At 62.0% G+C, this 25,551-nt stretch carries 19 protein-coding genes and 1 tRNA gene; 11 read left to right on the top strand and 9 right to left on the bottom strand.

Annotated features, from left to right (window positions below):
- Positions 1-76: 76 nt before the first annotated feature.
- From LB513_RS01855 to LB513_RS01845, 3 genes are all read right to left on the bottom strand, one after another.
- On the bottom strand, positions 77-865 hold the full coding sequence (locus LB513_RS01855) for an SH3 domain-containing protein (protein ID WP_224661739.1): 789 nt from the start codon (positions 863-865) through the stop codon (positions 77-79).
- A 308-nt stretch (positions 866-1,173) separates the two neighbouring features.
- On the bottom strand, positions 1,174-2,460 hold the full coding sequence (locus LB513_RS01850; RefSeq protein ID WP_224661738.1) for an NAD(P)/FAD-dependent oxidoreductase: 1,287 nt from the start codon (positions 2,458-2,460) through the stop codon (positions 1,174-1,176).
- A 115-nt stretch (positions 2,461-2,575) separates the two neighbouring features.
- On the bottom strand, positions 2,576-4,012 hold the full coding sequence (locus tag LB513_RS01845) for a glutamine synthetase family protein (RefSeq protein ID WP_224661737.1): 1,437 nt from the start codon (positions 4,010-4,012) through the stop codon (positions 2,576-2,578).
- 234 nt (positions 4,013-4,246) lie between these two features.
- Here LB513_RS01845 and LB513_RS01840 point away from each other — a divergent pair, with 234 nt between their 5' ends.
- Positions 4,247-4,954: an HAD family hydrolase gene (locus LB513_RS01840; RefSeq protein WP_224661736.1), complete on the top strand. Its 708-nt coding sequence runs from the start codon at positions 4,247-4,249 to the stop codon at positions 4,952-4,954.
- 81 nt (positions 4,955-5,035) lie between these two features.
- Here the strand turns inward: LB513_RS01840 and LB513_RS01835 are convergent, their stop codons facing one another.
- The 3 genes from LB513_RS01835 to aceA form a co-directional block, all read right to left on the bottom strand.
- Positions 5,036-5,449, bottom strand: coding sequence for a response regulator (locus tag LB513_RS01835; RefSeq protein WP_224661735.1), 414 nt, complete (start codon positions 5,447-5,449; stop codon positions 5,036-5,038).
- Between the two features lie 263 nt (positions 5,450-5,712).
- Positions 5,713-5,958, bottom strand: a complete 246-nt coding sequence (locus LB513_RS01830; RefSeq protein ID WP_224661734.1) for a hypothetical protein — start codon at positions 5,956-5,958, stop codon at positions 5,713-5,715.
- A 57-nt stretch (positions 5,959-6,015) separates the two neighbouring features.
- Positions 6,016-7,305, bottom strand: coding sequence for an isocitrate lyase (gene aceA, locus LB513_RS01825; protein ID WP_224661733.1), 1,290 nt, complete (start codon positions 7,303-7,305; stop codon positions 6,016-6,018).
- A 239-nt stretch (positions 7,306-7,544) separates the two neighbouring features.
- On the opposite strand from aceA, the gene LB513_RS01820 reads away from it, so the two are divergent.
- From LB513_RS01820 to LB513_RS01795, 6 genes are all read left to right on the top strand, one after another.
- On the top strand, positions 7,545-8,993 hold the full coding sequence (locus tag LB513_RS01820) for a short-chain fatty acyl-CoA regulator family protein (RefSeq protein ID WP_224661732.1): 1,449 nt from the start codon (positions 7,545-7,547) through the stop codon (positions 8,991-8,993).
- Between the two features lie 146 nt (positions 8,994-9,139).
- Entirely contained in the window at positions 9,140-10,093 is a 954-nt protein-coding gene (locus LB513_RS01815) for a DMT family transporter (RefSeq protein WP_224661731.1), read from the top strand.
- A gap of 350 nt (positions 10,094-10,443) precedes the next feature.
- Entirely contained in the window at positions 10,444-11,541 is a 1,098-nt protein-coding gene (locus LB513_RS01810) for a polyamine ABC transporter substrate-binding protein (protein WP_224661730.1), read from the top strand.
- A gap of 74 nt (positions 11,542-11,615) precedes the next feature.
- Positions 11,616-12,755 (top strand): ABC transporter ATP-binding protein, encoded by a 1,140-nt coding sequence (locus tag LB513_RS01805; RefSeq protein ID WP_224661729.1) that lies wholly within the window; start codon positions 11,616-11,618, stop codon positions 12,753-12,755.
- A gap of 10 nt (positions 12,756-12,765) precedes the next feature.
- The gene (locus tag LB513_RS01800) at positions 12,766-13,734 is read left to right on the top strand and encodes an ABC transporter permease subunit (protein ID WP_224661728.1); all 969 of its coding nucleotides are present in this window, start codon (positions 12,766-12,768) and stop codon (positions 13,732-13,734) included.
- Between the two features lie 4 nt (positions 13,735-13,738).
- A complete protein-coding gene (locus LB513_RS01795; RefSeq protein ID WP_224661727.1) occupies positions 13,739-14,557 on the top strand; it encodes an ABC transporter permease in 819 nt (272 codons plus the stop codon).
- Between the two features lie 35 nt (positions 14,558-14,592).
- On the opposite strand, the gene LB513_RS01790 is transcribed toward LB513_RS01795, so the two are convergent.
- Positions 14,593-16,446, bottom strand: a complete 1,854-nt coding sequence (locus LB513_RS01790) for an AsmA-like C-terminal region-containing protein (RefSeq protein ID WP_224661726.1) — start codon at positions 16,444-16,446, stop codon at positions 14,593-14,595.
- 195 nt (positions 16,447-16,641) lie between these two features.
- On the opposite strand from LB513_RS01790, the gene LB513_RS01785 reads away from it, so the two are divergent.
- Positions 16,642-18,600, top strand: a complete 1,959-nt coding sequence (locus LB513_RS01785) for an acetoacetate--CoA ligase (RefSeq protein WP_224661725.1) — start codon at positions 16,642-16,644, stop codon at positions 18,598-18,600.
- Between the two features lie 262 nt (positions 18,601-18,862).
- Here LB513_RS01785 and LB513_RS01780 read toward each other — a convergent pair whose 3' ends face one another.
- On the bottom strand, positions 18,863-22,792 hold the full coding sequence (locus LB513_RS01780) for a PAS domain S-box protein (RefSeq protein WP_224661724.1): 3,930 nt from the start codon (positions 22,790-22,792) through the stop codon (positions 18,863-18,865).
- 249 nt (positions 22,793-23,041) lie between these two features.
- On the opposite strand from LB513_RS01780, the gene LB513_RS01775 reads away from it, so the two are divergent.
- From LB513_RS01775 to LB513_RS01765, 3 genes are all read left to right on the top strand, one after another.
- Positions 23,042-23,500: a phasin gene (locus LB513_RS01775; RefSeq protein ID WP_224661723.1), complete on the top strand. Its 459-nt coding sequence runs from the start codon at positions 23,042-23,044 to the stop codon at positions 23,498-23,500.
- Positions 23,501-23,838: 338 nt separating this feature from the next.
- A tRNA-His gene (locus tag LB513_RS01770) sits at positions 23,839-23,915 on the top strand.
- Between the two features lie 227 nt (positions 23,916-24,142).
- A complete protein-coding gene (locus tag LB513_RS01765; protein WP_224661722.1) occupies positions 24,143-24,829 on the top strand; it encodes an HAD family hydrolase in 687 nt (228 codons plus the stop codon).
- Between the two features lie 44 nt (positions 24,830-24,873).
- Here LB513_RS01765 and LB513_RS01760 read toward each other — a convergent pair whose 3' ends face one another.
- Complete coding sequence (locus tag LB513_RS01760; protein WP_224661721.1) at positions 24,874-25,407, bottom strand: DUF2937 family protein; 534 nt, start codon at positions 25,405-25,407, stop codon at positions 24,874-24,876.
- Between the last annotated feature and the right edge of the window lie 144 nt (positions 25,408-25,551).

Genomic DNA, 25,551 nt, shown 5'->3' with positions numbered 1-25,551 from the left:
GATGCCGGCTGGCGCGCCGAGTTTCGCGCTGGCCACGGCCGACGCCGCGTCGGCATTTCCCTTGCCGCAGTCAGGCTCAGATCTTGATGTAGCTCTTGTAAACCCAGCCGGTCTTGCCGTTGTGGACGATCTGGCACCATTGCTTGCAGCTCAGCACCTGCACGGAAGTCCTGGCCGGTATGGTCTGGATGGCCGCTGCATTCTTCTTGGGGCCGCTGCGCATGGTGACGGCCCTGACGATCAACCCGTTGCCGGCAGCCACAGTTTTTGCAGCCTTGGTCTTGCCGGCGTCATCCCCGGCCGCCGGCTTCGCTGCGGGAATGGCGGCGGTCTGCGCGCCATCCGGAGTGCTGCCGGCGGTGGGGGCCGGTGCCGCGACCTTGGCAAGTTCGTCGGTGGCATTGGTGTCGTCTGATGAGGCTGCGAATGCCGCGGCCTTGTCGGGCGCCGGCTGAGCCTGGTTTGCCACCTGGCCGGGTGCGTTTTGATCGGCATCGGCTGTCGCGGAAGCAGCCTTCGGATTCGCGCTGGTCCAGCGCGGATCATTGGCCGGGAGCGCGGGAATGTTCGCTTCCGCTGCCGCCACCTTTGGTACGACGGCGTCGGATTTGCGCGTCGTCCCAGGTGAAGCCGTCGTGGCAACGACAGTTGCCGCCGGGGCAATTTTCGTCGTCTTTACCCGTACGGCCGGGATGGCCTGCTCCGCACTCGCTGCAGCCTGCCTCTCACCTGCGGGCATTGCCAGCCAAAGCGCCACCGCGGCGACGCCAAGCAGGGCAGCGGTGCCGATCGCGGCGATGACCAGATGCGACTTCGAACGGACTTCCTGCCAGAAGGACGGCCGCATGTCGTATCCGAATTGCATGGCAAAGCGCCGACGTTCCGGCGTACCGAAACTGAAGGGCTCTCTCACTTCTTGCCACCTCCATAAGCGGGCCGATGTTCTCTTGATCGGGCATCCGAGAAGAGGTGCCGGATCTGCATCGGTCCCAAGAAACCAAGCGGGCAAGCCCGCAAATTCCCCCGGTGATCGCCCAAGGCCGGCATCTTTCGCCGCCGATTGTGGCAGCACTACGCCTTGGCCGAGTCTGCGCCTTTGCCGGAAATTGCGCAATGTCTGGCGTCGGCAACAAATGTTACAGGAATATTACACTCGAGTAGTACAGCGATGCACTAGATCCTGTCGCGCAACGCAAACCAGTTCAGCGCCAGGAACAGCAAGGGCGCGCGCAGGCGCCGGCCGCCGGGGAACGGTGGAATTTTGAGGTCCTCGATCAGCTTGAGCCGGTCGCGGTTGCCTGCAATGGTTTCGGCATAAAGCTTGCCGAAGAAGTTCGAAAGCATGACGCCATGGCCCGAATAGCCGCCAGCGGAAACAACGTTGGGCATCACTTCCCGCACGAATGGCTTCCTCGGAACGGTGATAGCGACATAACCGCCCCAGCCGTGCGTGATCTCGACATCCTTCAATGCCGGGTAAAGCTCCGTGATTTGGCGGCGGATGTGGATGTGGATGTCCTTGGGGTCATTGACGCCATAGATCTCGCGTCCGCCGAACAGCAGCCTCCCGTCCTTCGACCTGCGAAAGTAGCGAACGACGAAGCGGGAATCGTCGACCGCCTCGCCCCCTGGCAACACCGTCGAATCAGAGCCCAGGGGGACGGTGGCACCGATGAACGAGCCGATGGGCATGATGTGCGCCGCGCTCACCGGCTCGAGCGTGCCTCCATAGGCGTTCGCCGCTAGCAGGCATTTCTGCGCCGACACCGTGCCTGTGGGTGTCGAAACCCTCACCTTGCCGCCGCTGGACATGATGGCGGTCGATGGCGTCCTTTCGAACAGTTGCGCGCCCGCTTGGGCCGCAACCCGCGCGGTACCGATCACCAGCTTCATCGGGTGGATGTGACCGGTCCCGGTGTCACGCGTTCCGCCGAAATAATGCGCCGAGCCCAGCCGCTCCGCTGTCTCCTTCGCATCCATGAACGAGATATGTGGGTAGGAGAACCGGCTCGCCATGATCTCGGCATGGGCCTTATAGTCATCGACATAACGCGGCTTGTGCGCCACGGACATCTGTCCCGGCACATAATCGATGTCGATCTGGTTGGTGGCGGCGAATTCGATGAGATGCGCCTTGGCCTCCTCGGCGAGATCGAACAGCGCCTTGGCGCGGGTGAAACCGTACTCGGCTTCCAGTTCCTCCACCCAGGCCCGCTGGCCGGTGCCCAGCTGCCCGCCATTGCGGCCGGACGCGCCATCGCCCAGGCGATGCGCCTCGATCAGCACGACATTGCTGCCCGCCTTGGCGAGGTGCGCGGCCGCCGACAGCCCGGTAAAGCCGCCGCCGATGACGATGACGTCGCATGTCCGGTCACCGTCAAGCGGGGGATATTCGGGTCGTGGCCCGGAAGTGTCCTCGTACCAGGAACGGCCGGGGGAGATGGGGGACTGGTAAGGCATGGTATTGCGAACACTCGGATCGGATGGAGAGTCGGTAGGAAGTAGTGAATCGTGAGGGCGGATATTGCTCCGAGTCGCGATGGGTATCGCTAAAAACTACCCACTACTCACTCACTCAAACATTCAACAATAGATATTCCCTCTCCCACGGGCTGATCACTTCCATGAAGGTCTCGAACTCCGCCCGTTTGATCGCCGCGTAGGTGGCCGCGAAGGACTTGCCCAGCAGCGCGCAGAGTTCCTCGTCGGCCTCGAACAGGTCAACGGCTTCAAGGAGGCTGCGCGGCAGGTCGATCTCGTGCGCGTTGGCGGTGGTCAGGACGGGAGGCTCCGCCTTGATCTTGTTGGTGATGCCGATCAGACCGCAGGCAAGCGAGGCGGCGAGCGCCAGATAGGGATTGGCGTCGGATGAGGGGATGCGGTTCTCGACTCGGCGTGCCGCGGGATCGGAACGCGGCACGCGAAACGCCGTCGTGCGGTTGTCATAGCCCCATTTGTTGTTCACCGGCGCGGAGGCCGACTGCGTCAGCCGGCGGTAGGAATTGACGTAGGGCGCGAACATCACCAGCGAGTTCGGCACATGCTTCTGCATGCCGCCGATAAAATGGAAGAACGCCTCGGTTTCCGATCCGTCCTCGGCCGAAAAGATGTTCTGGCCGGTCTTCTTGTCGATGATCGACTGATGGATATGCATGGCTGAGCCGGGTTGCCCCTGGATCGGCTTGGCCATGAAGGTGGCATAGATTTCGTGCTTGAGCGCCGCCTCGCGAATGGTGCGCTTGAACATGAATACCTGGTCCGCGAGCTCGATAGGATCGCCATGGCGCAGATTGATCTCGAGCTGGCCGGCGCCCTCCTCGTGGATGAGCGTGTCGATCTCGAGGCCCTGACTTTCGGAGAAATGATAGATGTCGTCGATCAGTTCGTCGAACTCGTTGACGCCGGCGATCGAATAGCCGGCGCCTCCGCCGATTGGCCGCCCGGACCGGCCGACAGGCGGCGTGAGCGGGTAATCCGGATCCGGGTTCTTGCGCACCAGGTAGAATTCGATCTCCGGCGCCACCACCGGCCTTAGCCCGCGCTTGTCGTAAGCGGCCAGCACGCGTTTCAAGACATTGCGCGGCGTGAACTCCACCGAACGGCCATCCTGGTGGACGAGGTCGCAGATGACGGCGGCCGTTGGATCTTCCTCCCACGGCACGACCGTCAATGTCGACAGGTCCGGCATCAGTTTGAGGTCGCCGTCATCCTCGGGATAGTGAAAGCCGTTGCCATCCTCCGGATAGCCGCCGGAAATCGTCGTCATGAAGACAGCCGAGGGCAATGCCAGCGAGGTGTTTGACGTGAATTTCTTGGACGGCATCATCTTGCCGCGCGCGACGCCGGCCTGATCGGGCGTGATGCACTCAATGTCCTCGATGCCGCGCCATTCCAGCCATTCGCTGACTTCTTTCCAGTTCTTCACGCCACGTAGATTTTTCACGAAGGCAGGCGTGCGGGCGCGTCCTCCGCGGCTCGACGGACGGACTTCCTTTTTTGCAGGCGGCATCATTCACCAGATTGGTTGCGGATTTCGGAGTATAGCCGCTGCGGGTCATGAAAGCAAAGAGCAGGCCCGAGGATCCAGGCGATTACCTCGGTCGGCGCGCGCTCTTGCGAGCTCGGCAGAAGCCGCTCAAGGGCGACTTCCAGGAACTGGTTTCGGCACCTCGCTTCACATCACATATTCCTCTTGCTGCCAGCGCCTGATAACGACGTCCACGGCACCGTCATGACGGGAGATATCATGCAATCCCTCACCACGATCGGCTTCGATGCCGACGACACGCTCTGGCAGAACGAGCAGTTCTTCCGCATGACCGAGAAGCGGTTCGCGACCATGCTTGCCGATCATGCCGATGCGGGAGACATTTCGGCACGATTGCTGGAGGCGGAGAGGCGCAATCTTGCTGTCTACGGTTTCGGCATCAAGGGGTTTACGCTGTCGATGATCGAAACGGCGATCGAGGTGACGCAGGGCCGAGTTCCGGGCTCGGTCATATCCGAAATCCTCGATGCCGGCCGCGATATGCTCAGCCATCCGATCGAGCCCTTGCCGCATGCGCGCGAAACGGTGGAGAGGCTCGCCGGGGCATACCGCCTCGTGCTGATCACCAAGGGCGATCTCTTCGACCAGGAGCGAAAGCTGGCCGGCTCCGGCCTCGGTGATCTGTTCGACGCGGTCGAGATCGTCAGTGACAAGAACGCAGCCACCTATGCCCGTGTGTTCAGCCGGCATGGCGACGGAGCGGCGAGAAGCATGATGGTCGGCAACTCGCTGAAGTCCGACGTCGTCCCTGCCATCGAGGCCGGCGGGTGGGGTGTCCATGTCCCGCACGAACTGACATGGGTGCTCGAACATGTCGAGGCGCCGGTAACGGCCCCGAGATTCCGGCAGATATCCGATCTCGGACAATTGCCCGGACTGATCGAGGCCATCACGAACCCCGGCTGAGTCCGAGTTGGGCAGCTTGTTCCACGCTCTCGCGGAAGGACCATCGCCGAGTTGTCTTCAACTGGCCTGAATGGCGCCAGACTATCGATTGGTCAGGCGATCGATCACGGGCTGCAGTCTTTCGGGTGTGATTGGCTTGGCGACCACGGCGTCGACGATATTCGACAGGTCCAGGCTTTGCGGCGTCCCGGTCTTTGTCGAGAGGAGGATTACCGGGAGGAGCGATTTTCCCGAAGCACGCCGCAAGGCATCGATGCTGGGAAGCAGGTTGTCGCAGTCCTTGTTGTCGGCGCCGCCGTCAAGGATGATGGCGCCCGGCACCAAGGCTCGCAAGGCTTTCGCAGCTGTGTCGGGTGACTCCGAGATAGGCTTGAGTCCGGATCGCTCAACGATCTTGGAAATTACGACGCGATTGATTGGCGATCGCCCCACGACAAGAACCTGGGAGGCATCACGGGGGGCCTCGAGGCCCGGGTCGCGGCCCACCACGGTCAAATGCTTTGGATCCCCATCCTCGCGATTCACTGCCCACCCAAGCCGGCCAAGAGTTCGCCCCTATTTCAATGCAGAGTTGAAATCTTGCAGCAATTGGCGTGAGATTGGGGTCTGTGTCAAGTTGAAATAAAGCCGCCGAAACGCTTCTGGCTGGTGGCGAATTCGGGCATTACTACTGTACTGAACTGTCTACATAGATGGCCGTGAAAAGTAATTGACCGGCTTGCGGAACCGGCCGGCTGAACGGGCCGGTTGCGCTGCCTTCAATCAGCCTGGCCGTGTTGCGTGACGATCACCGGGATCAGGAGATCGCCCCAATTGCCATCGCCGCCATGATGCCGCGCCGAGCGCACGAGTTCGACGGAAACGCCGGCCTCGACCGCCTTCATCACCGATTGGTTGAGGCGGTGCAAATCATTGGCCAGCATGCGGATTGTCGCCTGCTGGTCGCCGCTCATCGTCGAGGATTGTTCCTCGGCGCGTTCCTTGACCCGGCTGATCGATGCCATTGTTCTTCTCCTTACTATCGAGCCCTGTTGGGCGTTCCCTCTGTGGTCTTCTGTTGGCTATTCCGCGGCCGGCCTGAACTGTGCGTGCTCGGTCGATTCATGCATTGCGGTGGTTGACGATTGTCCGCCAGTGATCGCCATCGACACCGCGTCGAAATAGCCGGTGCCCACCTCTCGCTGGTGCTTGGTCGCGGTGTAGCCATTGGTCTCCGCCGCGAATTCCGCCTCCTGCAACTCGGAATAGGCACTCATCTGGCGTGCCTTGTAGCCTCGGGCGAGTTCGAACATCCCGTGATTGAGCTGATGGAAGCCGGCCAGCGTGATGAATTGGAACTTGTAGCCCATCGCTCCGAGCTCCCTCTGGAATTTGGCGATCGTGGCGTCATCGAGGTTCTTCTTCCAGTTGAACGACGGTGAACAATTGTAAGCGAGCAGCTTGTCGGGGTGACGCCGGCGCACGCCCTCGGCGAATTTCCTCGCCTGTGCGAGATCCGGCTTCGAGGTCTCGCACCAGATCAGGTCCGCGAAAGGCGCATAGGCGATGGCCCGGGCAATGCAGGGATCGATGCCGTTCCTGACGTGATAGAAACCTTCCACGGTGCGCCCGGCGTCGTAGTCGACGAAAGGCTGGTCGCGTTCGTCGATGTCGGAGGTCAGCAGCTTCGCGGCTTCCGCGTCGGTGCGGGCGATGACCAGGGTAGCCGTGCCCATCACATCCGCCGCCAGGCGCGCGGCGTTGAGGTTGCGGATATGCGCCGCGGTCGGGATCAGCACCTTGCCGCCAAGATGGCCGCACTTCTTTTCCGACGCGAGCTGGTCCTCGTAATGGACGCCGGCGGCGCCTGCCTCGATGAACGCCTTCATGATCTCGAAGGCGTTCAGCGGCCCGCCGAAGCCGGCTTCGGCATCGGCGACAATAGGCGCGAACCAGGTCTCGACCGACAACCCGTTGCCTTCGGACATTTCGATCTGGTCGGCACGCTGCAGTGTGCGGTTGATGCGCTTGACGAGTTCGGGCGCCGCATTGGCCGGATAGAGCGACTGGTCCGGATACATCGCCGAGGCGGTGTTGGCATCGGCGGCGACCTGCCAGCCCGACAGGTAGATCGCCTTGAGCCCGGCACGCACCTGCTGCATCGCCTGGTTGCCGGACATGGCGCCGAGAGCGTTGACAAAGTCCTCCTCGTGGATGAGCTTCCACAACCGGTTGGCACCCATTTCGGCAAGGCTCTGGCGTATCTGCACCGAACCGCGCAGCCGCCTCACATCCGTCGGCGAATAGGGCCGCTCAACGCCGTCGAAGCGACCTTGCGGTGCCGATGGAACAAGGTTGTAAAAGTCGGTCATGCTCTCTCTTCTCCGATTTGTCTGGGCGCTATTCGGGCAACCACCTGCGGTGTCCTTTGTATGTGACGAGATTTACACGACAACGCGAAGCGAACCAGAAAATTCAACAAATCCATTGGGATATAAGAGCAAACCTGTATTGCCTTTGACGGAGGCTGGCTGTAAACTTGTAACAATTGTCAAGTGAGGGATGGAACCCGCTCTCCCAATGTCATGTAAAATCCTGTCAACGGCTGTCGATGGCTGACCAGAAGATCTTTGCCGGGCCGCGTATCCGCCGCATCCGAAACGCCAAGGGTCTGACCCAGACGGCTATGGCCGAAGGCCTCGGGATCTCTCCGTCCTACCTCAACCTGATCGAGCGCAACCAGCGTCCGTTGACGGTCCAGCTGATCCTCAGGCTGGCGTCCATCTACAAGGTCGATCCGCACGAATTGCAAGGCGAGGCAAGGAGTGCTGTCGCTGCCCTGAAAGAGGTGTTCGGCGATCCCCTCCTGGTCGGCGAGTTGCCCGGAGACCAGGAACTGATCGAGCTTGCGGAAGCAGCACCGAATGCGTCCGCGGCGATGATAAAACTGTTTCGCGCCTATCGCGAGCAGGCCGAGCGGCTGTCCGACCTCAACCAACTTCTGGCGCGCGAGGGCAGGGCGACTGCGCTTGCCGGCGCCCGCCTGCCGATCGACGAGGTGCACCAGGTCCTCGAGCGCAGGCCCAACCATTTCCCCGCTCTTGAGGAGGAGGCCGAGGCGTTCACCTCGGTCCTTGATCCCGGCGACGACCTGTTCGGCGCCCTGAAAGCATGGCTGAAACGCGAATATGGCATCGTGGTCAAGGTGCTGCCGGTATCGACCATGCCGAACTGGCGCCGCCGCTATGACCGCCATTCGCAACGCCTGTTCCTGTCGGAACGCCTGTCGCCCTTCGACCAGTTGCGCGAAGTGGCAATGGAAGCGTGCCTGATCCGCATGACGGTCGCGATCGCCGGCGAGATCCAGGCGCTCGGGCTGACCACGGACGAGGCCCGCCGTCTCGCCCGTTTCGAACTCGGCCGCTATGCGGCGCACGCCGTGATGATGCCGTATCAGGCGTTTCTAGCGGCAGCCGTCCGCGCCCGATACGACATCGACGTCTTGCGTTCGCGCTTCGGCGTCTCTTTCGAGCAGGCGGCGAACCGGCTTACCATGCTACGCCGCCAGGGCTCGACGGGCGTGCCGTTCTTCTTGCTGGAGGTCGACAATGCCGGCAATCGTTTCCGCAAGGTTGGAAGCGAGGGCTTTCCGCAAAGTCGCTTCGGTGGCGCCTGTCCCAAACTGCCGGTCTATTTCGCCTTTACCCAGCCGGGCCAGATTTTCGTCGACGCCGTCGAGATGCCCGACGGCGCCCGCTTCCTCTGCATCGCACGCACGTTGGAAGGACCTCAAGGGGCGTTTTCGGAGCGTCCGCGTCGCACGGCGCTGCTGCTCGGCTGCGATATCGGCTTTCGTGACGATGTCGTCTACGGCGCGGCACTGCCAGGCATTGCTGCGTCGGCGAAGACGGGATTGGGCGCTGCCTCGGTCACACTGATCGGACCGGTCTGCCGGCTATGCGAACGTGTCGGCTGCCTGGCGCGCGCCGAACCGCCTGTGACGCGGCCTCTTGGCCTCGACGAAATGGCGACGGGACTTAGCGCCTTCGACTTCCAGTAACGGCAAACGACAAGCGGGCCAATCTGCCACCATTGCCGACGCGCTCTGGCTCAGGCCCGGCAAACGTCTTTGCGTTACGCGAACAGGGCATCTTTTTGTCGTCCCTCGCGCATCGTCCCGTCCACAAAAGCTCGACAGTCGCGCCCATGACCGACACCGCATCGCCGCCGATCATTTTACCATCCACAGTCCCGTTGCGGGAGGAACGCATCGGCTTCCTGCTGGTCTTCCTGTCGGCTCTGATGTGGAGTTTCGGCGGCACCATCGCCCGCTTCATCGCCATCGGCGACAGTTGGACAATTATTTTCTGGCGCTCCGTCTGGGCAGCCGCCTTCCTGGTCTGCTTCATGATCTGGCGCGACGGCTGGCGCGGCACTCTGAGATTGTTCCGCGATATGGGCCTGCCCGGCCTTGCCGTCGGCGCCTGCTTTGCCACCGCATCGACCGCCTTCGTCGTGGCGCTCGCCTATACGACCGTTGCCAACATATTGCTGATGCAGGCGGGCGTGCCGCTGCTGGCGGCGTTGTTTGCTTGGGCTTTGTTTCGCGAAAGGGTCGGTGTCGCAACATGGCTGGCGATCGCCGCGGTCATAACCGGCGTCGCCATAATGGTCTCGGAATCACTGGACGGCACCGTATCGCCGATCGGCGACGGACTGGCTTTGCTGATCGCGTTGATGTTCTCGGTCGCCACCGTCATCACCCGGCGGTTCTCCAGCGTGCGCATGACCCCGGCGACCTGTCTGGGAACCGTCCTGGCTGCAGGGCTTGCCCTATCGCAGGCCTCGACCTTCACGGTTTCGGTCAGCGACATGGGGTTCCTCTTTGCATTCGGCGTACTCAATCTCGGCATGGGCCTCGCGTTCTTCGCCACCGGAGCGCGACTGATCCCCGCGGCGATCGCAGCGCTGCTCGGAACGTTCGAGCCGATCCTTGGACCCATATGGGTTTGGCTGATCCATTCCGAGGTGCCGTCGGGACGCACCATCATCGGCGGAGCGGTGGTGGTAACGGCGCTGCTGGTTCATATCGGCTTCGAGTTCAAGCGTCAGACGCGACCCGCGCGGGCAGGGGTCACCGGAATGTCATTGCCCAACTGACGCTACGCATGGCTTCGCCATTGACAACGCCTCTGCCGGGCGGGCAGGCTCGCGCATCGGAAACAGACAAGACAGGCGTATCTTGCCAAGTCTCCCAGCCGGTAAGTTCGAGACCGGACATCATCGTCACGTCTCCGTGGACGCCGGGGCGAAAGCTTCGCCGTCATATGCAAGCCGATCAGGTCCCGGCATGGCGCGAACACCATGATCGGCCGCACGTCCTGGCTCTCCAAAGCGGCCGGCAGTTCGCGCTTGTCGCATCCTGGAAAGCTCAATAGTCTGAAACAAATGCCCGGTCCCGCGGGGTCCGCGAGGAGCCGGCGACAGAACACTCATAAAAGGAGAATAGCATGATCCGTAAAGCGCTCTGGCTTTCGGCAACTTCGGCATTGCTGACCCTGTTCACGGTCGGGGGCCATGCGGAGGATCGTGTCGTCAACGTCTTCAACTGGTCGGATTATATCGACAGTTCGATCATCGATGATTTCACCAAGGAAACCGGCATCAAGGTCGTCTACGACACTTTTGATTCCAACGAGATCCTGGAAACCAAGCTGCTTGCCGGCGGCAGCGGCTACGACGTCGTCGTGCCAACCGGCAACTTCCTTGCCCGCCAGATCCAGGCCGGCGTATTCCAGAAGCTCGACAAGTCGAAGCTCCCGAACCTCTCCAACATGTGGGACACGGTTTCGGAGCGGACCGCGATTTACGACCCCGGCAACGAATATTCGATCAACTACATGTGGGGTACGGTTGGCATCGGCTACAACACCAAGAAAGTCCAGGCCGCGCTCGGTACCGACAAGATCGACAGCTGGGATGTATTCTTCAATCCCGACAGCCTGGCCAAGTTGAAGGATTGCGGTGTCTATGTGCTGGACTCGCCGGCCGACATCATCCCGGCGGCACTGAAATATCTAGGTCTCGATCCGAACAGCACCTCCGCTGACGATATCGCCAAGGCCCAGGATGCTTTGCTGAAGGTCCGGCCTTTCATTCGCAAATTCCATTCCTCGGAGTATATCAACGCGCTCGCCAATGGCGATATCTGCCTGGCGGTTGGATGGTCGGGCGACGTGTTCCAGGCTCGTAACCGGGCGGACGAAGCCAAGCAGGGCGTGGAAATCGGCTATTCGGTGCCTAAGGAAGGCGCCCAGATGTGGTTCGATCAGATGGCAATTCCCGCCGATGCGCCCCATCCGGCCGAAGCACTCGAGTTCCTCAACTACATGATGAAGCCGGAAGTAATCGCCAAATCTTCCAACTTCGTGCTCTACGCTAACGGCAACAAGGCTTCGCAGCAATTCGTCGACAAGGCGCTCTTAGAAGATCCTTCCGTTTATCCTGACCCCGAGACGATCAAGAAGCTCTACACCGTAGCGCCCTATGATCCCAAGACCCAGCGCATCATAACGCGCACCTGGACCAAGATCGTTACCGGTCAATAATCCGACAGGTCCCGGCGTTATCCGCCGGGACTGTTTTCTATCAGGGGCAAGAAAAATCAGGACGGAGTGGGGACATGAAATCGCTTGGCAGCATCCGCAGGGATTTCGCGCCGTGGAATGATCCTGACGCCAAGCCATACATCCAGTTCGAAAACGTCACCAAGAAATTCGGTGACTTCACGGCCGTCAACAATCTGTCCCTGACCATATTCGAACGTGAATTCTTCGCCCTGCTCGGCGCTTCCGGTTGCGGAAAGTCGACTCTACTCAGGATGCTCGCCGGCTTCGAGGAGCCGACAGCCGGCCGCATCCTGCTCGACGGCCAAGACCTTCGCGGTATCCCGCCCTACCGCCGGCCAGTCAACATGATGTTCCAGTCCTATGCCCTGTTCCCGCACATGACCGTCGAGAACAACATCGCCTTTGGCCTCAAGCAGGAAGGCATGCCGACGCCCGATATCGAAAAGCGCGTCGCCGAGATGCTTAAGCTGGTCAAGCTCGAGCAATTCGCCAAGCGCAAGCCGCATCAATTGTCGGGCGGCCAGCGCCAACGTGTCGCGCTCGCGCGGTCGGTCGCCAAGCGGCCGAAGGTGCTGCTGCTCGACGAGCCGCTGGGCGCACTCGACAAGAAGCTGCGCGAGGAAACCCAGTTCGAACTGATGGACCTGCAGCAGAATCTCGGCCTGACCTTCGTCGTCGTCACCCACGACCAGGAAGAGGCAATGACCATGGCCGACCGCATCGCCATCATCGACAAGGGCGAGGTGATGCAGGTGGCCACGCCGGCAGAAGTCTACGAGGCGCCGGGGTCGCGCTTCGTCGCCGGTTTCGTCGGCAATGTGAACATGTTCGAGGGCAAGATCGCGCGCGGTGAGACGGGCCCTGCGAGCATCGATGCCGGCAACGGCATCACCATCCAGACTGATAACGCCGGCAATGCGACCGCCGGAGCGGCCGTCACTTTCGCCATCAGGCCGGAAAAGATCAAGGTCTCGTCGAAGAAGCCACAAGAGGCCGTCAATGCGATCGAAGGGGAGGTCTACGACATCGCCTATCTCGGCGACATGACCGTCTATCATGTCAGGCTCGACGATGGCCAGGTTGTGAGAGCGAGCACCATGAACGCGGCCCGTGTCACCGAGGACCCGCTGACCTGGAACGACCGCGCCTGGGTTTCCTTCCGGCCCGACGCTGGCGTCGTGCTGACACGGTAGGGGGGCCGCCATGTCCAACATCGCCATCACCGACACGACCGGTCAAGCCGTTCCCGCAAAGCCGGTCGTGAAGAGCTTCGCGGCCGGTTTCGTCAGCCGTCTTGTGATCCTCGTCCCCTATCTCTGGCTGCTGTTTTTCTTTCTCGTCCCGTTCATCATCGTCTTCAAGATTTCGCTTTCGCAGACGGCCATCGCCATGCCGCCCTATACGCCGGTGCTCGATTTCCGCGATGGCGTGGCAGGCTTCTTCGCGGGGTTCCGCGACCTCAACTTCGACAACTATGCCTGGCTGACGCAGGACGCGCTCTACTTCAACGCCTATGTGACCAGCGTCATCATCGCCGCGATCTCCACGGTGCTGACCCTGCTGGTCGGCTACCCCCTGGCCTACGGCATGGCGCGCGCGCCGGCGACGATCCGGCCGACATTGCTGATGCTGGTCATCCTGCCATTCTGGACCTCGTTCCTGATCCGCGTCTACGCCTGGATCGGCATACTCAAGCCCGAGGGCCTGCTCAACCAGCTGCTGCTCTCGCTGCACATCATCAACCAGCCGCTGGTGATCCTAAACACCTACACGGCGATCTTCATCGGCATCGTCTATTCCTATCTGCCATTCATGGTGCTTCCGCTCTATTCGTCGCTCGAAAAGATGGACTATTCGCTGATCGAGGCTGCCAAGGACCTCGGCTGTCCGCCCACGGCGGCGTTCTGGAAGGTCACCTTTCCACTGTCGCTACCGGGCGTCATCGCCGGCTGCCTGCTGGTGTTCATTCCCGCCGTCGGCGAGTTCGTCATTCCGGATTTGCTCGGTGGCTCTCAAACCTTGATGATCGGCAAGACACTGTGGAACGAGTTCTTCGCCAACCGCGACTGGCCGGTGTCGTCGGCCGTCGCCGTCATCCTGCTGTTGTTGCTGATCGTGCCGATCGTGCTGTTCCAGCACGCCCAGGCGCGCGCCCAGGAAATCGAACGGTGACATCATGAACACGACCTGGAGCCGCTTCAACATCACCTCGATCACGTTCGGCTTTGCCTTTCTCTATTTGCCGATCGTGCTGCTCATCGTCTTTTCGTTCAACGAGTCCAAGCTGGTCACCGTCTGGGGCGGCTTCTCGACCAAGTGGTATGTGTCGCTGTTCCACAATCAGGGCCTGATGGACGCCGCATGGGTGACCATCCGTGTCGGCCTGGTATCCGCCACCGTGGCGACGGTTCTCGGCACGATGGGAGCGCTGGCGCTGACCCGCTACACCCGCTTCCACGGCAGGGTACTGTTCTCGGGCATGATCTTCGCGCCGCTGGTGATGCCGGATGTCATCACCGGCCTGTCGCTGCTCCTGCTGTTTGTCGCCATCGGTTTGGATCGCGGCCTGATGACGGTGACCCTTGCGCATATCACCTTCACCATGTGCTTTGTCGCGGTCGTGGTGCAGTCACGCCTGATCAGCTTCGACCGCTCGCTGGAAGAAGCGGCGATGGATCTTGGCGCAACGCCGGTGAAAACCTTCTTCCAGATCACATTGCCCGTGATCATGCCGGCCATCGTCTCTGGATGGATGCTCGCGTTCACGCTGTCGCTCGACGATCTGGTCATCGCCAGCTTCGCCTCGGGGCCGGGCGCCACCACGCTGCCGATGAAGATATATAGCCAGGTCCGTCTCGGTGTGACGCCGGAGATCAACGCCGCCTGCACGATCCTGATCGCGATCGTCGCGGTCGGCGTCATAGCCGCGTCGGTCGTCAACAAGCGGCGCGAGGTGCAGCGGCAGCTTGACGAGCGGGCGGCGCAACGCGGCTGAGAGCAGGGCAGTTGGAGCCCGATCGGCTCGCCGGGCTATTCCCCGGAAACGCCGCGGCTGATCGGCGAGATAAAGGGCGTGCTCCATGTTCCGCCGACAAAGAACGACGACTGTTTCGGACCCTGCTGGCCATTGGCTTGCGTCGCCGTCTGGTCCGTCTGGATGACGCCGCCGGACAAGGCCAATCCTCGCCCTGCGTAGGAAGCGATGCCGGACAGCCAGATCTTGGTCTTCGCCGAGTTCACCTCAGCCTTGTCGATCCGTGCCACGCCCTTCGAAATGGTGGCCTTGATCTCGGCGCCGTCGATCGGCAGCGTGCCATCGGACACGTCGTCCAGGGCAAAGAAGCCGCCTTGCTCCGTATGCTTTAGAAATTCGGGCAGGTTGAGCTTGCTGAGCGCACCCGCCCCGAAGGTCGCGGAAACCGAACCATCGGCATTGTCGAAGATTGAATCCCAGGTTCTGCCTGGCCCCTTCAGGATGACCGAAACCGTTCCAGGGCCCGCAGGCACCAGCCGCGTCATTCCGGCCGCAGTGCCGAGGGCGCCGCCGTCGATGCCGGAAGCCAGCAGGCGGATCTCGACCTGCGTGCCTTCCGGCTTGCGGTCGAAGCGAAGGCTGCTCTGCAAATTGCCACCAAAGGCCGAGGCGTCGGAAATGTCGAAAACGGAAAGCCCGTCCTTGACCTGGGCCGTGGCGGCGACGTCGTTTAGCTGGATGGCGCCTGCTGTGGCGTGCGCCGCGGACAGCCTCAGATCGAGGTTGACCCGGTCGGCGAAACTTGTGTCGATGTCCCCCTGTGCAGCCCCGCCGGCCGGCGAGAGCGGCGTGAAGGCTGACAGAAACGATCTGAGGTCCAGTGTGTCGAAGGCGAGTGTGCCGGATACCACAGGCTGCGCTTCGCCCAGCGAGAGGTTGAGCGCCCCCATTCCAGGGTTGTTGTCGAGAGTGATCGCCGTATTGTCGAACTTGACCCGGCTGGTCGTGGCCGTGATCCGGCTTGAAATGCCGACCGAGCCGATTGCCGCGCTCGGAGCGATACCGGCCTGCGACCATTCCAGCACGCGCCGTAGCGATGGCGCCGAGAATTTGGCCTGGCCATCAAAATAGGCGTTCTCCGACATGCTGGCCATGCCGTCGAAAGAGAAGGTTGCGGGTGCTGCCTTGAAGGAGAGCGTCAGCGGCGCCGTGCCGCCGGCAAACAGCACCAGCGGTTTTGGCGAGGCGGCATCGAGAGTGACGCTTTCGCCACGCCAGATGCCGGTAGCTGAAAGCGTCGCATTGCTGTTCATCGCGGCCCAACTCGCCTGGCCGGTCAGGCTGCTCAGGATTTCGACATCCTTGCCGCCGACCGAAGCCACCATGCGGCCGTCGCGGAACTCGACCGTGCCGAATGCGTCGGTGGGAAGCTTGTCAAGATTGGGCTTGGCCGGGTCGGCCTTGACCACCTCGCGCGCCGCGTCGATGGATCGCGTGATGCGTCCCCCGGTCGGTTGCGCCGGCAAGAAAACCCCTGCTGACGTGCGCTGGACGTGGATGGTCGGCCGAATGAGCCGCGCCGTCGAAAAGGCGACGTCGCCTTGCAGTGCCGCCATGGCGGAAAGGTCGACCTCGACCCGTTCGGACTCGACGACCGGCGGCGCTTCCGAATCCGTCCATTGCGAAAGCGTCACGTCGGTCAGGATTGCCCGGAACTTCGGCCAGACCTCGATCTGCGGCGAGCCTTCGATGGCCACCCGGAAACCGCTCCAGGCGCTCATTTCCCAGGCGATCCGGTCGCGCACGATGCGGGTGGACGCGATCAGCGGCAGGGTGGCGACGACCAGCGCCACGACGATCGCGGCAGCGCCGATCGCCCATACTCCGCGCCGGATCAAGGATGATGGCATATCGCCCCGTATGCTCCCATTCCGACAAATCGGCCGACTTGTACAATCATTCGTCACTACGACCTAGCGGCGAGGCATTTCAAGTCTTTATGGCCCGGCGATGGCATTTGCGCACACTCCGTGGGTTCATCAGAACAAATCTTGCCCTGCCGCGCCGCGATATGCATAAGCGATGGCGATCGTGGAGGATCGAACATGGTTGCCGAAGCACCACTCTGGACCCCGACGCAAGACCAGATCGACGCCGCTCCGTTGACGGCTTTCACGCGGGAGGCGGCCGCCAAGGCCGGGGCTTCGTTCTCCAGCTACGCCGAACTGCACCGATGGTCGGTCGAAGACCGGGAAGGGTTCTGGGCCTTGGTCTGGGATTTCTGCGGCATTGTTGGCGACAAGGGCCCTGGTGTGCTCGTGGATGGCGACAGGATGCCGGGCGCATCGTTCTTCCCCAATGCCATGCTGAATTTCGCCGAAAACCTGTTGCGCAAGACCGGCTCGGGCGAGGCAATCGTCTTTCGTGGCGAGGACAAGGTCGAGCGTCGGCTGTCTTGGAACGAGTTGCATGCGCTGACCTCGCGCCTGCAGCAGCTTTTCCTGGCGCTAGAGGTCAAGAAGGGTGACCGCATCGCGGCGATGATGCCCAACATGCCGGAGACGGTTGCCGCCATGCTGGCCGCCGCCTCGATCGGCGCGGTCTGGTCATCCTGCTCCCCCGATTTCGGCGAGCAGGGCGTGTTGGACCGCTTCGGCCAGATCGAGCCCGTTATCCTCATCGTGCCCGACGGTTATTGGTATAATGGCAAAGCGATCGAGGTCGGCGACAAGGTCGCGGCGGTCGCGGCCAAGCTCGGCACCGTCCGCAAAGTCCTTGTCGTCGATTATCTCGGCACTTCGGCCGATGTCGCGGCCACCGTCGATAAGGCGATGGCGCTTGAGGAGGCGTTGTCGCCCTTCGCCGTCAAGCCCGTGGCTTTCGAGCGGCTGCCGTTTTCGCACCCGCTCTATATCCTGTTCTCGTCCGGAACGACCGGCATACCCAAATGCATCGTTCACTCCGCCGGCGGCACGCTGATCCAACATGTCAAGGAACACCGGTTGCATGCCGGCCTGGTCGAGGGCGACCGCATGTTTTATTTCACCACCTGCGGCTGGATGATGTGGAACTGGCTGGTGTCGGGCCTCGCTTCAGGCGTGACGTTGCTGCTTTACGACGGCTCGCCCTTCTATCCGGACGGCAACGTGCTGTTCGACTTCGCCGATGCCGAGAAGATGATCTTTTTCGGCACATCGGCCAAATTCATCGATTCCGTGCGCAAGGCCGGCCTCAAGCCGATTGGCACGCATGATCTGTCCAGCGTGCGTGCCATTTCCTCCACCGGCTCGCCACTGTCGCCGGAAGGCTTCCGCTTCGTCTATGAGGGCATCAAGAAGGAGGTGCACCTCGCCTCGGTCTCGGGCGGCACCGATATCGTCTCCTGCTTCGTGCTTGGCGTTCCGACGCTGCCGGTATGGACCGGCGAAATCCAGGCACCGGGCCTCGGCCTCGCCGTCGATGTCTGGGATGACGACGGCAGGCCGGTAAGACAGGAGAAGGGCGAACTGGTCTGCACCAAGGCTTTTCCGGCGATGCCTATCGGTTTCTGGAACGACCCCGACGGCAAGAAATACCAGGCCGCCTATTTCGAACGTTTCGACAATGTCTGGTGCCATGGCGATTTCGCCGAATGGACCGCGCATGGAGGCATCATCATCCATGGCCGCTCCGACGCAACGCTCAACCCGGGCGGCGTGCGCATTGGCACGGCGGAGATCTACAACCAGGTTGAACAGATGCCCGAGATTCTGGAAGCGCTATGCATCGGCCAGGATTTCGACAATGACGTGCGCGTCGTGCTGTTCGTGCGGCTGGCAGCCGGAGCCGCACTGGACGAGGATCTGGAGAAGCGCATCCGCGCCAAGGTCCGCGACGGCGCCAGCCCCCGTCACGTGCCGGCCAGGATCGTTGCCGTCACGGATATCCCCCGCACCAAGTCTGGAAAGATCACCGAACTCGCCGTGCGCGACGTTGTCCACGGCCGAGCCATCAAGAACAAGGAGGCGCTGGCCAATCCCGAAGCGCTGGAGCTGTTCAGGAGCCTGCCGCAACTGGCCGAGTGAGTCAGAACCGGATGGTTAATCGGATGTGAAGCGCGAATTTACCTAGATTTCACGAGTGGTACACATTCGTAAATTTCTCGCCAAGCTGGTAAGGATTTGTTAAGGCCCGACGTCGATAGTCGCATGTAACTTGAGGGGAGAAATCCCGTTCCTCGACATCCCCGGAGGATCAGAATTCGCTCAAGCCCCGTTGTGACAGCAATCCCATCCTTAAGGCGTCCCCCCGGACGCCTTTTCTTTTGACGCGCGGATGCAGGTCGGCCTACTGGGCCAGCACGCGGGTTGACGGAAAAGCGATCTCGACCAGTGTGCCTTCGCCCGGCGTCGAGTTGATGGTGAACCTCGCGCGGTTCGCTTCCACCATTGCCTTCGTCAACGGCAAGCCCAGTCCGGTGCCGTCGCCGCGCCCGCGCTTCAGCGCGTTGATCTGCTTGAATGGCTTCATGGCCTGCTCGATTTCAGCCTGGCTCATGCCGATGCCGGTATCGCGCACCCGCATGACGACGTCGCCCGACGTCTCGTAAGCAGTCGAAACGATGACCTGGCCGCCAGCCTGGGTGTAACGGATGGCGTTGGAGAGGATGTTAAGGGCGATCTGGCGCACGCTGCGCAGATCCGCCACCACTTCGGGCAGCCGTGACGCGAAGCTGGAGCGGATGATGACACGTTCACGGTTGGCCTGTGGCTGCATCATCGCCACCGTCTCGGCCAGCGTGTCGTTGAGTGACACCGCTTCATAGGCCATTTCCTGCTGGCCGGCCTCGATCTTCGAAATGTCGAGCAGGTCGTTGACCAGATCGAGAACATGGTTGCCCGAGCGGTTGATGTCGCGCAGATAATCGCGATAGCGGTCATTGGCGACCGGCCCGAACTTCTCGTCCACCATCAGCTCGGAAAAGCCGATAATGGCGTTGAGCGGTGTGCGGATCTCGTGGCTGATGCGGGCAAGGAAATCGGTCTTCTGCGAGGAGGCGCGCTCGGCCACCGCGCGAGCCTGGGTCAAATCCTCTTCAGCCCGCTTCCACTGCGTGATGTCGCGCACGACGGCGCAGAAGCCGCTGTCGTTGGGCAGCCGGCCGATGGTCATGAACAGCGGAATGAAGCGGCCCTGCGCCTCCCGCCCAATCACCTCGCGACCATCATTCATCACGCTTGCGACGCCGGGTTCGGACAGTCCGTTGAGATAGTCGCGGGCCGCCCGCTGGCTCTCGATCGCGAACAGCGAGGCGAACGGCTTGCCTGTCACCTCGTCGCTGTCGAACCCGAATAAGGCTTCGGCGGGGCGGCTGATGGAACGGATGATACCATCGCGTCCGATCAGCACGACGCCGTCGGTGGCGGTGTCGATGATGGTGCGCATCTCGGCGATGCGGGCCTTGAGCTCGGAAATGTCGGGCTGCGTCTGTTCCTCGCCAACGGCATGCAACGCCGCTGGGGCCTCATCCTCCCCGGAGCGTCGCACGACCAGCATCAGCGCCTTGCCGTCCCGCCAAGGAACCGAGCGCAGGATGGCCTCGATCGGGAATTCCTGTCCGTCACGCGTCTTCAGCCGCAACGCGCGGTCGCTACCATCGGAAGCGCCGTCGTCGGCATAGGGATCCGCAAACAGAGCCCCCAGGCCGCCTGCGTCCCCTAGGCTTTGCAGGGTGGCATAACCGGTCAGGCTGAGGAATTCGTCGTTCGCATAGTGCAATTGGTCGCCGGAATGGATGAGCAGCGGGACCGGCAATTTCGCCAGGAGCGATGTGTCCGGAGCCCTGCTTTCGTCGCCGGTGGAAAAGGCCGAAGGCACGAACCCCGCAACCTTCAGCGGCGGCGCAAGCCGGCGAGGCGGCTCGACGGCTGTCTCCATTAACTCGTCGACTGCATCGGCTTCCGTTGCCGATGCGACATCCAAATCGTCGGAACCACGGTCATCGGCCGCAACGGCCTCCTCGCGGTCGATCCATTCCTCGCTGTCCTCGGCATCGCGAAAGTCGGCCGATGTCATGCTGTCGTCGTCGACATCCCCGGGCGCCTTTTTCGCCTCATCATCGCCCGCTGCGGCGGGTTCAACGCCCTCCTGTTCCGCCGCAACCGGTTCTGTGACCGGTATTCCATTATTGTCCGTGACCGGGCCGGTCTCTTCCCGGTCGGCAGAGCCGACCAGCGACCCCGCCGCGTGAGGAAGGGTGTCCGCAAACCTCCGATCAGCCGCGTCGCGCGGGTGGCCACCATCAATCCGGGCGAGATCCTGTTCATCTTCTGCGTCGATCCCGGCGGGCGACGCCAACGCTGGTTCGCTCGCTGCCTCCATGCCCGGGATCGCGCTGAAATCGGCGAGCTTCTCCGGCGAGACATCGTGGGCCGGGACAGTATCACCGGTCGCCTCGACCGCAATTTCTTCCTGCGTGATAGCGGGTACTACAGGCGCCTGTTCCTGGGGGGCCGAAGCAAGCTTCTCGGCTTCTAACGGGGAACTGTCTTTCTTCAGCCGCTCACCGATCTCCCGGAACGCGCTGCGCTCCAGGGTCGACAGGCCCTTGTCGTTGGCGGGCTGGCGGTGTTCGGCCAGACGGATGACCTTATCGGCGAAACGGCGCTCCGGTTTCGGCACGATCGTCAGGGCCGGCACCTCGCCCTTGAAGGGATCCGATGCCTCTCCCGGCTCGTCGGTCTTAGGCTCTTCCGGCGCCGCTTCGTTCGCTGGCGCCTGTCGCTCCGCCGGCACCTCGCTGTTCGGCACCAACGCCATGCCGATAGCTTCCGGGTCGACGACCGCATCACCCGCGCGCGCCACCCCGAAGCCTCGGAAACCTTCGAAGGCGCGGCTGCGCCCATAAACGGGCAGCGCAGCCAGATCGACAGGGATCTTCAGATCAGTACCGACGACAGGCCAAAGCACGGTGCGGCCGGACCAGGTGTCGCGCCGATCCAAAAGGGCCGATATTTCGCCCGAGGGATCGAGCCCGAACGTGGCGGCGACATCCTTGAAGCGGCGACCGATCACATCCGCGGCCTGCTGCCCGACAATGTCGGCGAATTCCCGCGACAACGCGCTGAACTTGCCATCCGCATCGGTACGCCACACGAAACGCAGCGGCGCGGCCGTGCGGTCGATCGAGCGCTGGGCAGGCGGCTGGGCAGCGGCAAGCGGAGCTTGGTCGCCCGGCGCCGGATCGTCGTCAACCATTCCCGGGGCAGCGTCGGGGGAATTGATGACTTCGCTCCCGGCCTGCCGCCCGGCTGGTTGCGCAACGTCCTCATCGGCATTGAAGTACCAATGGTCGTGCTGCGCGGGCATGCTCCCGGCGGCCCCGGCGTCATTGTCGGCTTTCTCCGCGGCCCGCTCCACCGCATTTTCCCGGTCTGGCGCCTGGCTGGTTTCGGTTTCCTCCGGCAGGACCGGATCGGCCGCGCCAACCAATGCCGCAACGTCGAGCGCAGGCTTGTTGTCCTGATCCGCCACCGGGCGAGCGGGCAACTCTTCCGGTGCTTCGACTGCGGCCAGGCTTGCTTCTTCCTTTGCCGAGCGGCCGTCGGTCGCGTCGTCGAGTTGGTCCTCGTCGATCACAACCAGCAGATGCCGTTCTTCCGTCAATCTGGCCATCCCCGCGGGATAGGAAACCGTACGGCCGGGAACCAGCCGTTTCACGATGCGGTCGCTCTCGCCAGCCACATCGGCGACAAGCGCGGCCAGAGTCTCCGGCAGGATGCCCAACGCCGAAAACCCTTCCGAGGCTGCTTCGACCTTCCCGTTGGCATCTACGAACGCAATGAAATGCCCGTCCTCGGTAAAGCCGCTGATGGCGCGGGCAGCGATTTCGTGGGCGCCGCGCGAGCCTGAATACGCCACCGGCACAACCAACATGATTGCTTTTTCGGCATCCGGCATGGTTACGGCGCTGGCCAGAAAGCCGACGGCGCGGCTGGTCATGCCGGTCGCCAGCCGGACCGTTGTCGCGCGGTCCAGGCCGATCTCGGGAAAGCCACTGGTCGCCATGATCTGGCGCCTGGCGATGAGCGGCAGTTGCGCCGAGGCGCCGATGATCGCTTCGATGTCGGGATAGCCGAACAGCGCGGCGCCCGGGCCGTTGGCCCAGATTACCTGCTCCAGGTCCGCCGACAGAATCGCGATCGCATCTCCCGCGGCAAAGCGCTGGCGCACCGCGTCCAGCACGGCAACGTCGAGGAAGGAATATTCGGACGGCATGCGCTTGGCGAACCCTCACGGAGCGGCGAATTTGCAGTTAACGCTTTGTTAATAAAAGCCGGCGGCATCAAGGTCCACAAGCCAAAACGTGCAGAAGGCGGAATCTGGGCTCTTGGTTAACGCCAGGGAAGAATGTTATGGTGCACTGCAACAAAGATATTGCAACGCACAAGATTTGCCTCTATATTGCCATCATACAGGAACGAGACGGCTTTCTGTCAAAGCCGCTGCCGCTGAAAAGGATGGAAAATGTCCAGGACCAAGACCGCAGAGACGATCGAAAACGTTGAATTTCCGAGTTTCGATGCTTCCAAGGCTACCGACCAGATCCGCGCTTTCACCGAAAAGGGCGTTGAGCAGTCGAAGGAAGCTTACGCCAAGATGAAGTCCGGTGCCGAGGAGACTCAGAAGGCTCTCGAGTCGACCTTCGAGACCGCCAAATCCGTATCCAGCGACCTGTCGTTCAAGACCATCTCCGCCTTGCGCGCCAATGCCGAAGCCGGCTTCTCGCACCTTGAGGCACTGATTGGCGCCAAGTCGCTTTCGGAAGTCGTCGAGTTGCAGACCGCCTTCCTGCGCAAGGGTTTCGAGATGACTGTTGCCCAGGCCAAGGACTTCCAGACGGTCGCTTCCAAGGCGGCCGAGGACGTCTCCACACCGATCAAGACCGCCTTCGAGAAGGCGATCAGGGAAATCAAGGCTGCCTAATGTTTGCGCATGATTGGTAGATGCAACAAAAGGTCGCATTTTCATTAAATCCATTCATGCGTACGATGCAGCTATAACAGATACCCGGCGAGTGGAACCTCCTCCCTCTGCTTCCCGGGGTAACCAGCCAGCACCTCCTCCCGCTGGCTCGTAACAGGAAAAGGCCGGCACCTCCTCCCGCCGGCCTTTTCTTTTGCCCGGCGAAAAGTCGCCGCCGCGGGGGAAGTCATCTTTGCCGTGCAAAAGTCTTGAATTAAGATCCATTAGACCGTAAGGACGCATCGCCGAACGACGCAGCAGATCCCGGAGACTTTGCCGCGATACGCTCAGGCAAACGTGCCGTTGTAGCTCAGATGGTTAGAGCGCCGGATTGTGGATCCGGAGGTCGCTGGTTCGATCCCAGCCAACGGTACCATCGATTCCTCTGCATCTGTACGATGCGCAGGCAGCACGCTGGCCTGCTGACGCAATGCAATGCTGGCAAGCTTGATTCCCCCGTTCAAATGGGACGGCCCCGCCGCAATTAGACTGTCGGTGGAACCATCCGCCAAGCTTGGGCTTGCTTCTGCTGCAGGTCAGGGCCGCAGCCGGTGCGATATCGCACCGCATGCGAACCTCATGACGCCAGCCAAAGGACATCGCATGCATGTAGCCGCCATCCTCTTCGATATTGACGGTACCCTGGTCGACAGCAACGACCTCCATGTCCTCGCATGGGAAGAGGCATTTCTTGGCGCCGGCAAGCGGTTCGAGCGGCAGGTGATCCATGACCAGATCGGAAAGGGGGCCGACATGCTGGTTCCCACGCTGATGCCCGAAGCGGATGCCGAAACCCGCAAGGAGCTTGGTGAGGCGCAAGGCAAGATTTTCAGGGATAAGTTCCTCCACCAGGTCAAGCCGTTTCCGGCCGCCCACGAAATCCTGGCGCATGCGCACGGCTTGGGACAGCGAGTTGCGCTCGCATCCTCAGCGTCCGAGGAAGACCTTGCCCACCATCTCGACTTGCTCAAGGCGCGCGATATCGTTGCCGCCACGACCAGCAGCGCGGACGTCGCCAGGACGAAGCCCGCCCCCGACATCTTCTCCACCGCGCTCGCTAAGCTGCCCGGTGTTTCTCCCCGGCAAACCGTCGTTGTCGGCGACACGCCATATGACGTCGAAGCCGCCCGGAAAATCGGCATCTCCACCATCGCGCTGAGGTCCGGCGGCTTTACGGATGAGCTTCTCGGCAAGGCCGGCGCAATCGCGATCTACGACGATGTTGCGGCGCTGCTGGCAGATTATGACAACTCCCCACTTGGCCGGGTCAATAATGCCCGGGAATTATAGAGTCCAATGGCGAAGGGCGGTCTTGGGTAGTTCGCAGTCTAGCCTCATCGCCGCGGCATGGAAGGCGTCCGGCGCGTGGCCAGCACGGTCCTTCGCCAACCCAACCCCATTATAGCGGCGATCACATATGAAACGGCTGCGCCCAAAACGAATCCCAAAGCTGCCCAGATCAAGCCATCGGTCGTGGTGGGCACCGCAGGACTGAAATCGTGCCATGCCCCGGCGAAGGTCGCTGCGTCGCTGCGTGCAAGGACAAGCGGCTGGGCAAGGGTCGAGCTCTTGGCGAAATCGTCTCTTTGGCGCAGCAATGTCTCGTATCGGTCGATGGTGGTGCGCATGCTGCGTCCGCGCGCCTGGAAAAAGGCAACGGTCGATTGCTGGTGCAGGTCAAGCGCTTGACCGCGCGACAGGCCCGAATTGACCGCATCCCGATCGAAGTCGCTGACGAGACGCCCGAGCTCTTCGATCGCTCCTCCAAGCCGCTGCCTGTACTGTTGCGCGAATTCCGGGAACTGCGAGGCGCCGACAGCCGCCATAAGCGCCACGGCGTAGATAAGCTTTTGCCCGACCCAAGCCATCGAACCGCTTCCTCCTCGAACTTTCATGTGTGCAGTGCCGCAATGGTCGCACGCGTATAGTGTCGTCTCTTGTTCGGAACGACGTCAAACACAGCCAGGTTCCCGGCAGCGGCGAAAGCGATCAGATTTCCGCGGACCGGGGAT

The sequence above is a fragment of the Mesorhizobium sp. ES1-1 genome, from assembly GCF_020164785.1.
GTDB lineage: Bacteria > Pseudomonadota > Alphaproteobacteria > Rhizobiales > Rhizobiaceae > Mesorhizobium.
Note: the sequence above shows the minus strand (reverse complement) of the source record. Positions and strands in the feature narration are given on the sequence as shown.

What these genes read in the sequence shown, in the direction of transcription:
- LB513_RS01840 (WP_224661736.1), top strand. Translation starts at nt 4,247, where the DNA reads ATGCAATCCCTCACCACGATCGGCTTCGATGCCGACGACACGCTCTGG.
- LB513_RS01765 (WP_224661722.1), top strand. Translation starts at nt 24,143, where the DNA reads ATGCATGTAGCCGCCATCCTCTTCGATATTGACGGTACCCTGGTCGAC.
- LB513_RS01795 (WP_224661727.1), top strand. Translation starts at nt 13,739, where the DNA reads ATGAACACGACCTGGAGCCGCTTCAACATCACCTCGATCACGTTCGGC.
- LB513_RS01855 (WP_224661739.1), bottom strand. Translation starts at nt 865, where the DNA reads ATGCAATTCGGATACGACATGCGGCCGTCCTTCTGGCAGGAAGTCCGT.
- LB513_RS01785 (WP_224661725.1), top strand. Translation starts at nt 16,642, where the DNA reads ATGGTTGCCGAAGCACCACTCTGGACCCCGACGCAAGACCAGATCGAC.
- LB513_RS01810 (WP_224661730.1), top strand. Translation starts at nt 10,444, where the DNA reads ATGATCCGTAAAGCGCTCTGGCTTTCGGCAACTTCGGCATTGCTGACC.
- LB513_RS01830 (WP_224661734.1), bottom strand. Translation starts at nt 5,958, where the DNA reads ATGGCATCGATCAGCCGGGTCAAGGAACGCGCCGAGGAACAATCCTCG.
- LB513_RS01790 (WP_224661726.1), bottom strand. Translation starts at nt 16,446, where the DNA reads ATGCCATCATCCTTGATCCGGCGCGGAGTATGGGCGATCGGCGCTGCC.
- LB513_RS01845 (WP_224661737.1), bottom strand. Translation starts at nt 4,012, where the DNA reads ATGATGCCGCCTGCAAAAAAGGAAGTCCGTCCGTCGAGCCGCGGAGGA.
- LB513_RS01760 (WP_224661721.1), bottom strand. Translation starts at nt 25,407, where the DNA reads ATGGCTTGGGTCGGGCAAAAGCTTATCTACGCCGTGGCGCTTATGGCG.
- LB513_RS01815 (WP_224661731.1), top strand. Translation starts at nt 9,140, where the DNA reads ATGACCGACACCGCATCGCCGCCGATCATTTTACCATCCACAGTCCCG.
- aceA (WP_224661733.1), bottom strand. Translation starts at nt 7,305, where the DNA reads ATGACCGACTTTTACAACCTTGTTCCATCGGCACCGCAAGGTCGCTTC.
- LB513_RS01780 (WP_224661724.1), bottom strand. Translation starts at nt 22,792, where the DNA reads ATGCCGTCCGAATATTCCTTCCTCGACGTTGCCGTGCTGGACGCGGTG.
- LB513_RS01850 (WP_224661738.1), bottom strand. Translation starts at nt 2,460, where the DNA reads ATGCCTTACCAGTCCCCCATCTCCCCCGGCCGTTCCTGGTACGAGGAC.
- LB513_RS01775 (WP_224661723.1), top strand. Translation starts at nt 23,042, where the DNA reads ATGTCCAGGACCAAGACCGCAGAGACGATCGAAAACGTTGAATTTCCG.
- LB513_RS01800 (WP_224661728.1), top strand. Translation starts at nt 12,766, where the DNA reads ATGTCCAACATCGCCATCACCGACACGACCGGTCAAGCCGTTCCCGCA.
- LB513_RS01805 (WP_224661729.1), top strand. Translation starts at nt 11,616, where the DNA reads ATGAAATCGCTTGGCAGCATCCGCAGGGATTTCGCGCCGTGGAATGAT.
- LB513_RS01820 (WP_224661732.1), top strand. Translation starts at nt 7,545, where the DNA reads ATGGCTGACCAGAAGATCTTTGCCGGGCCGCGTATCCGCCGCATCCGA.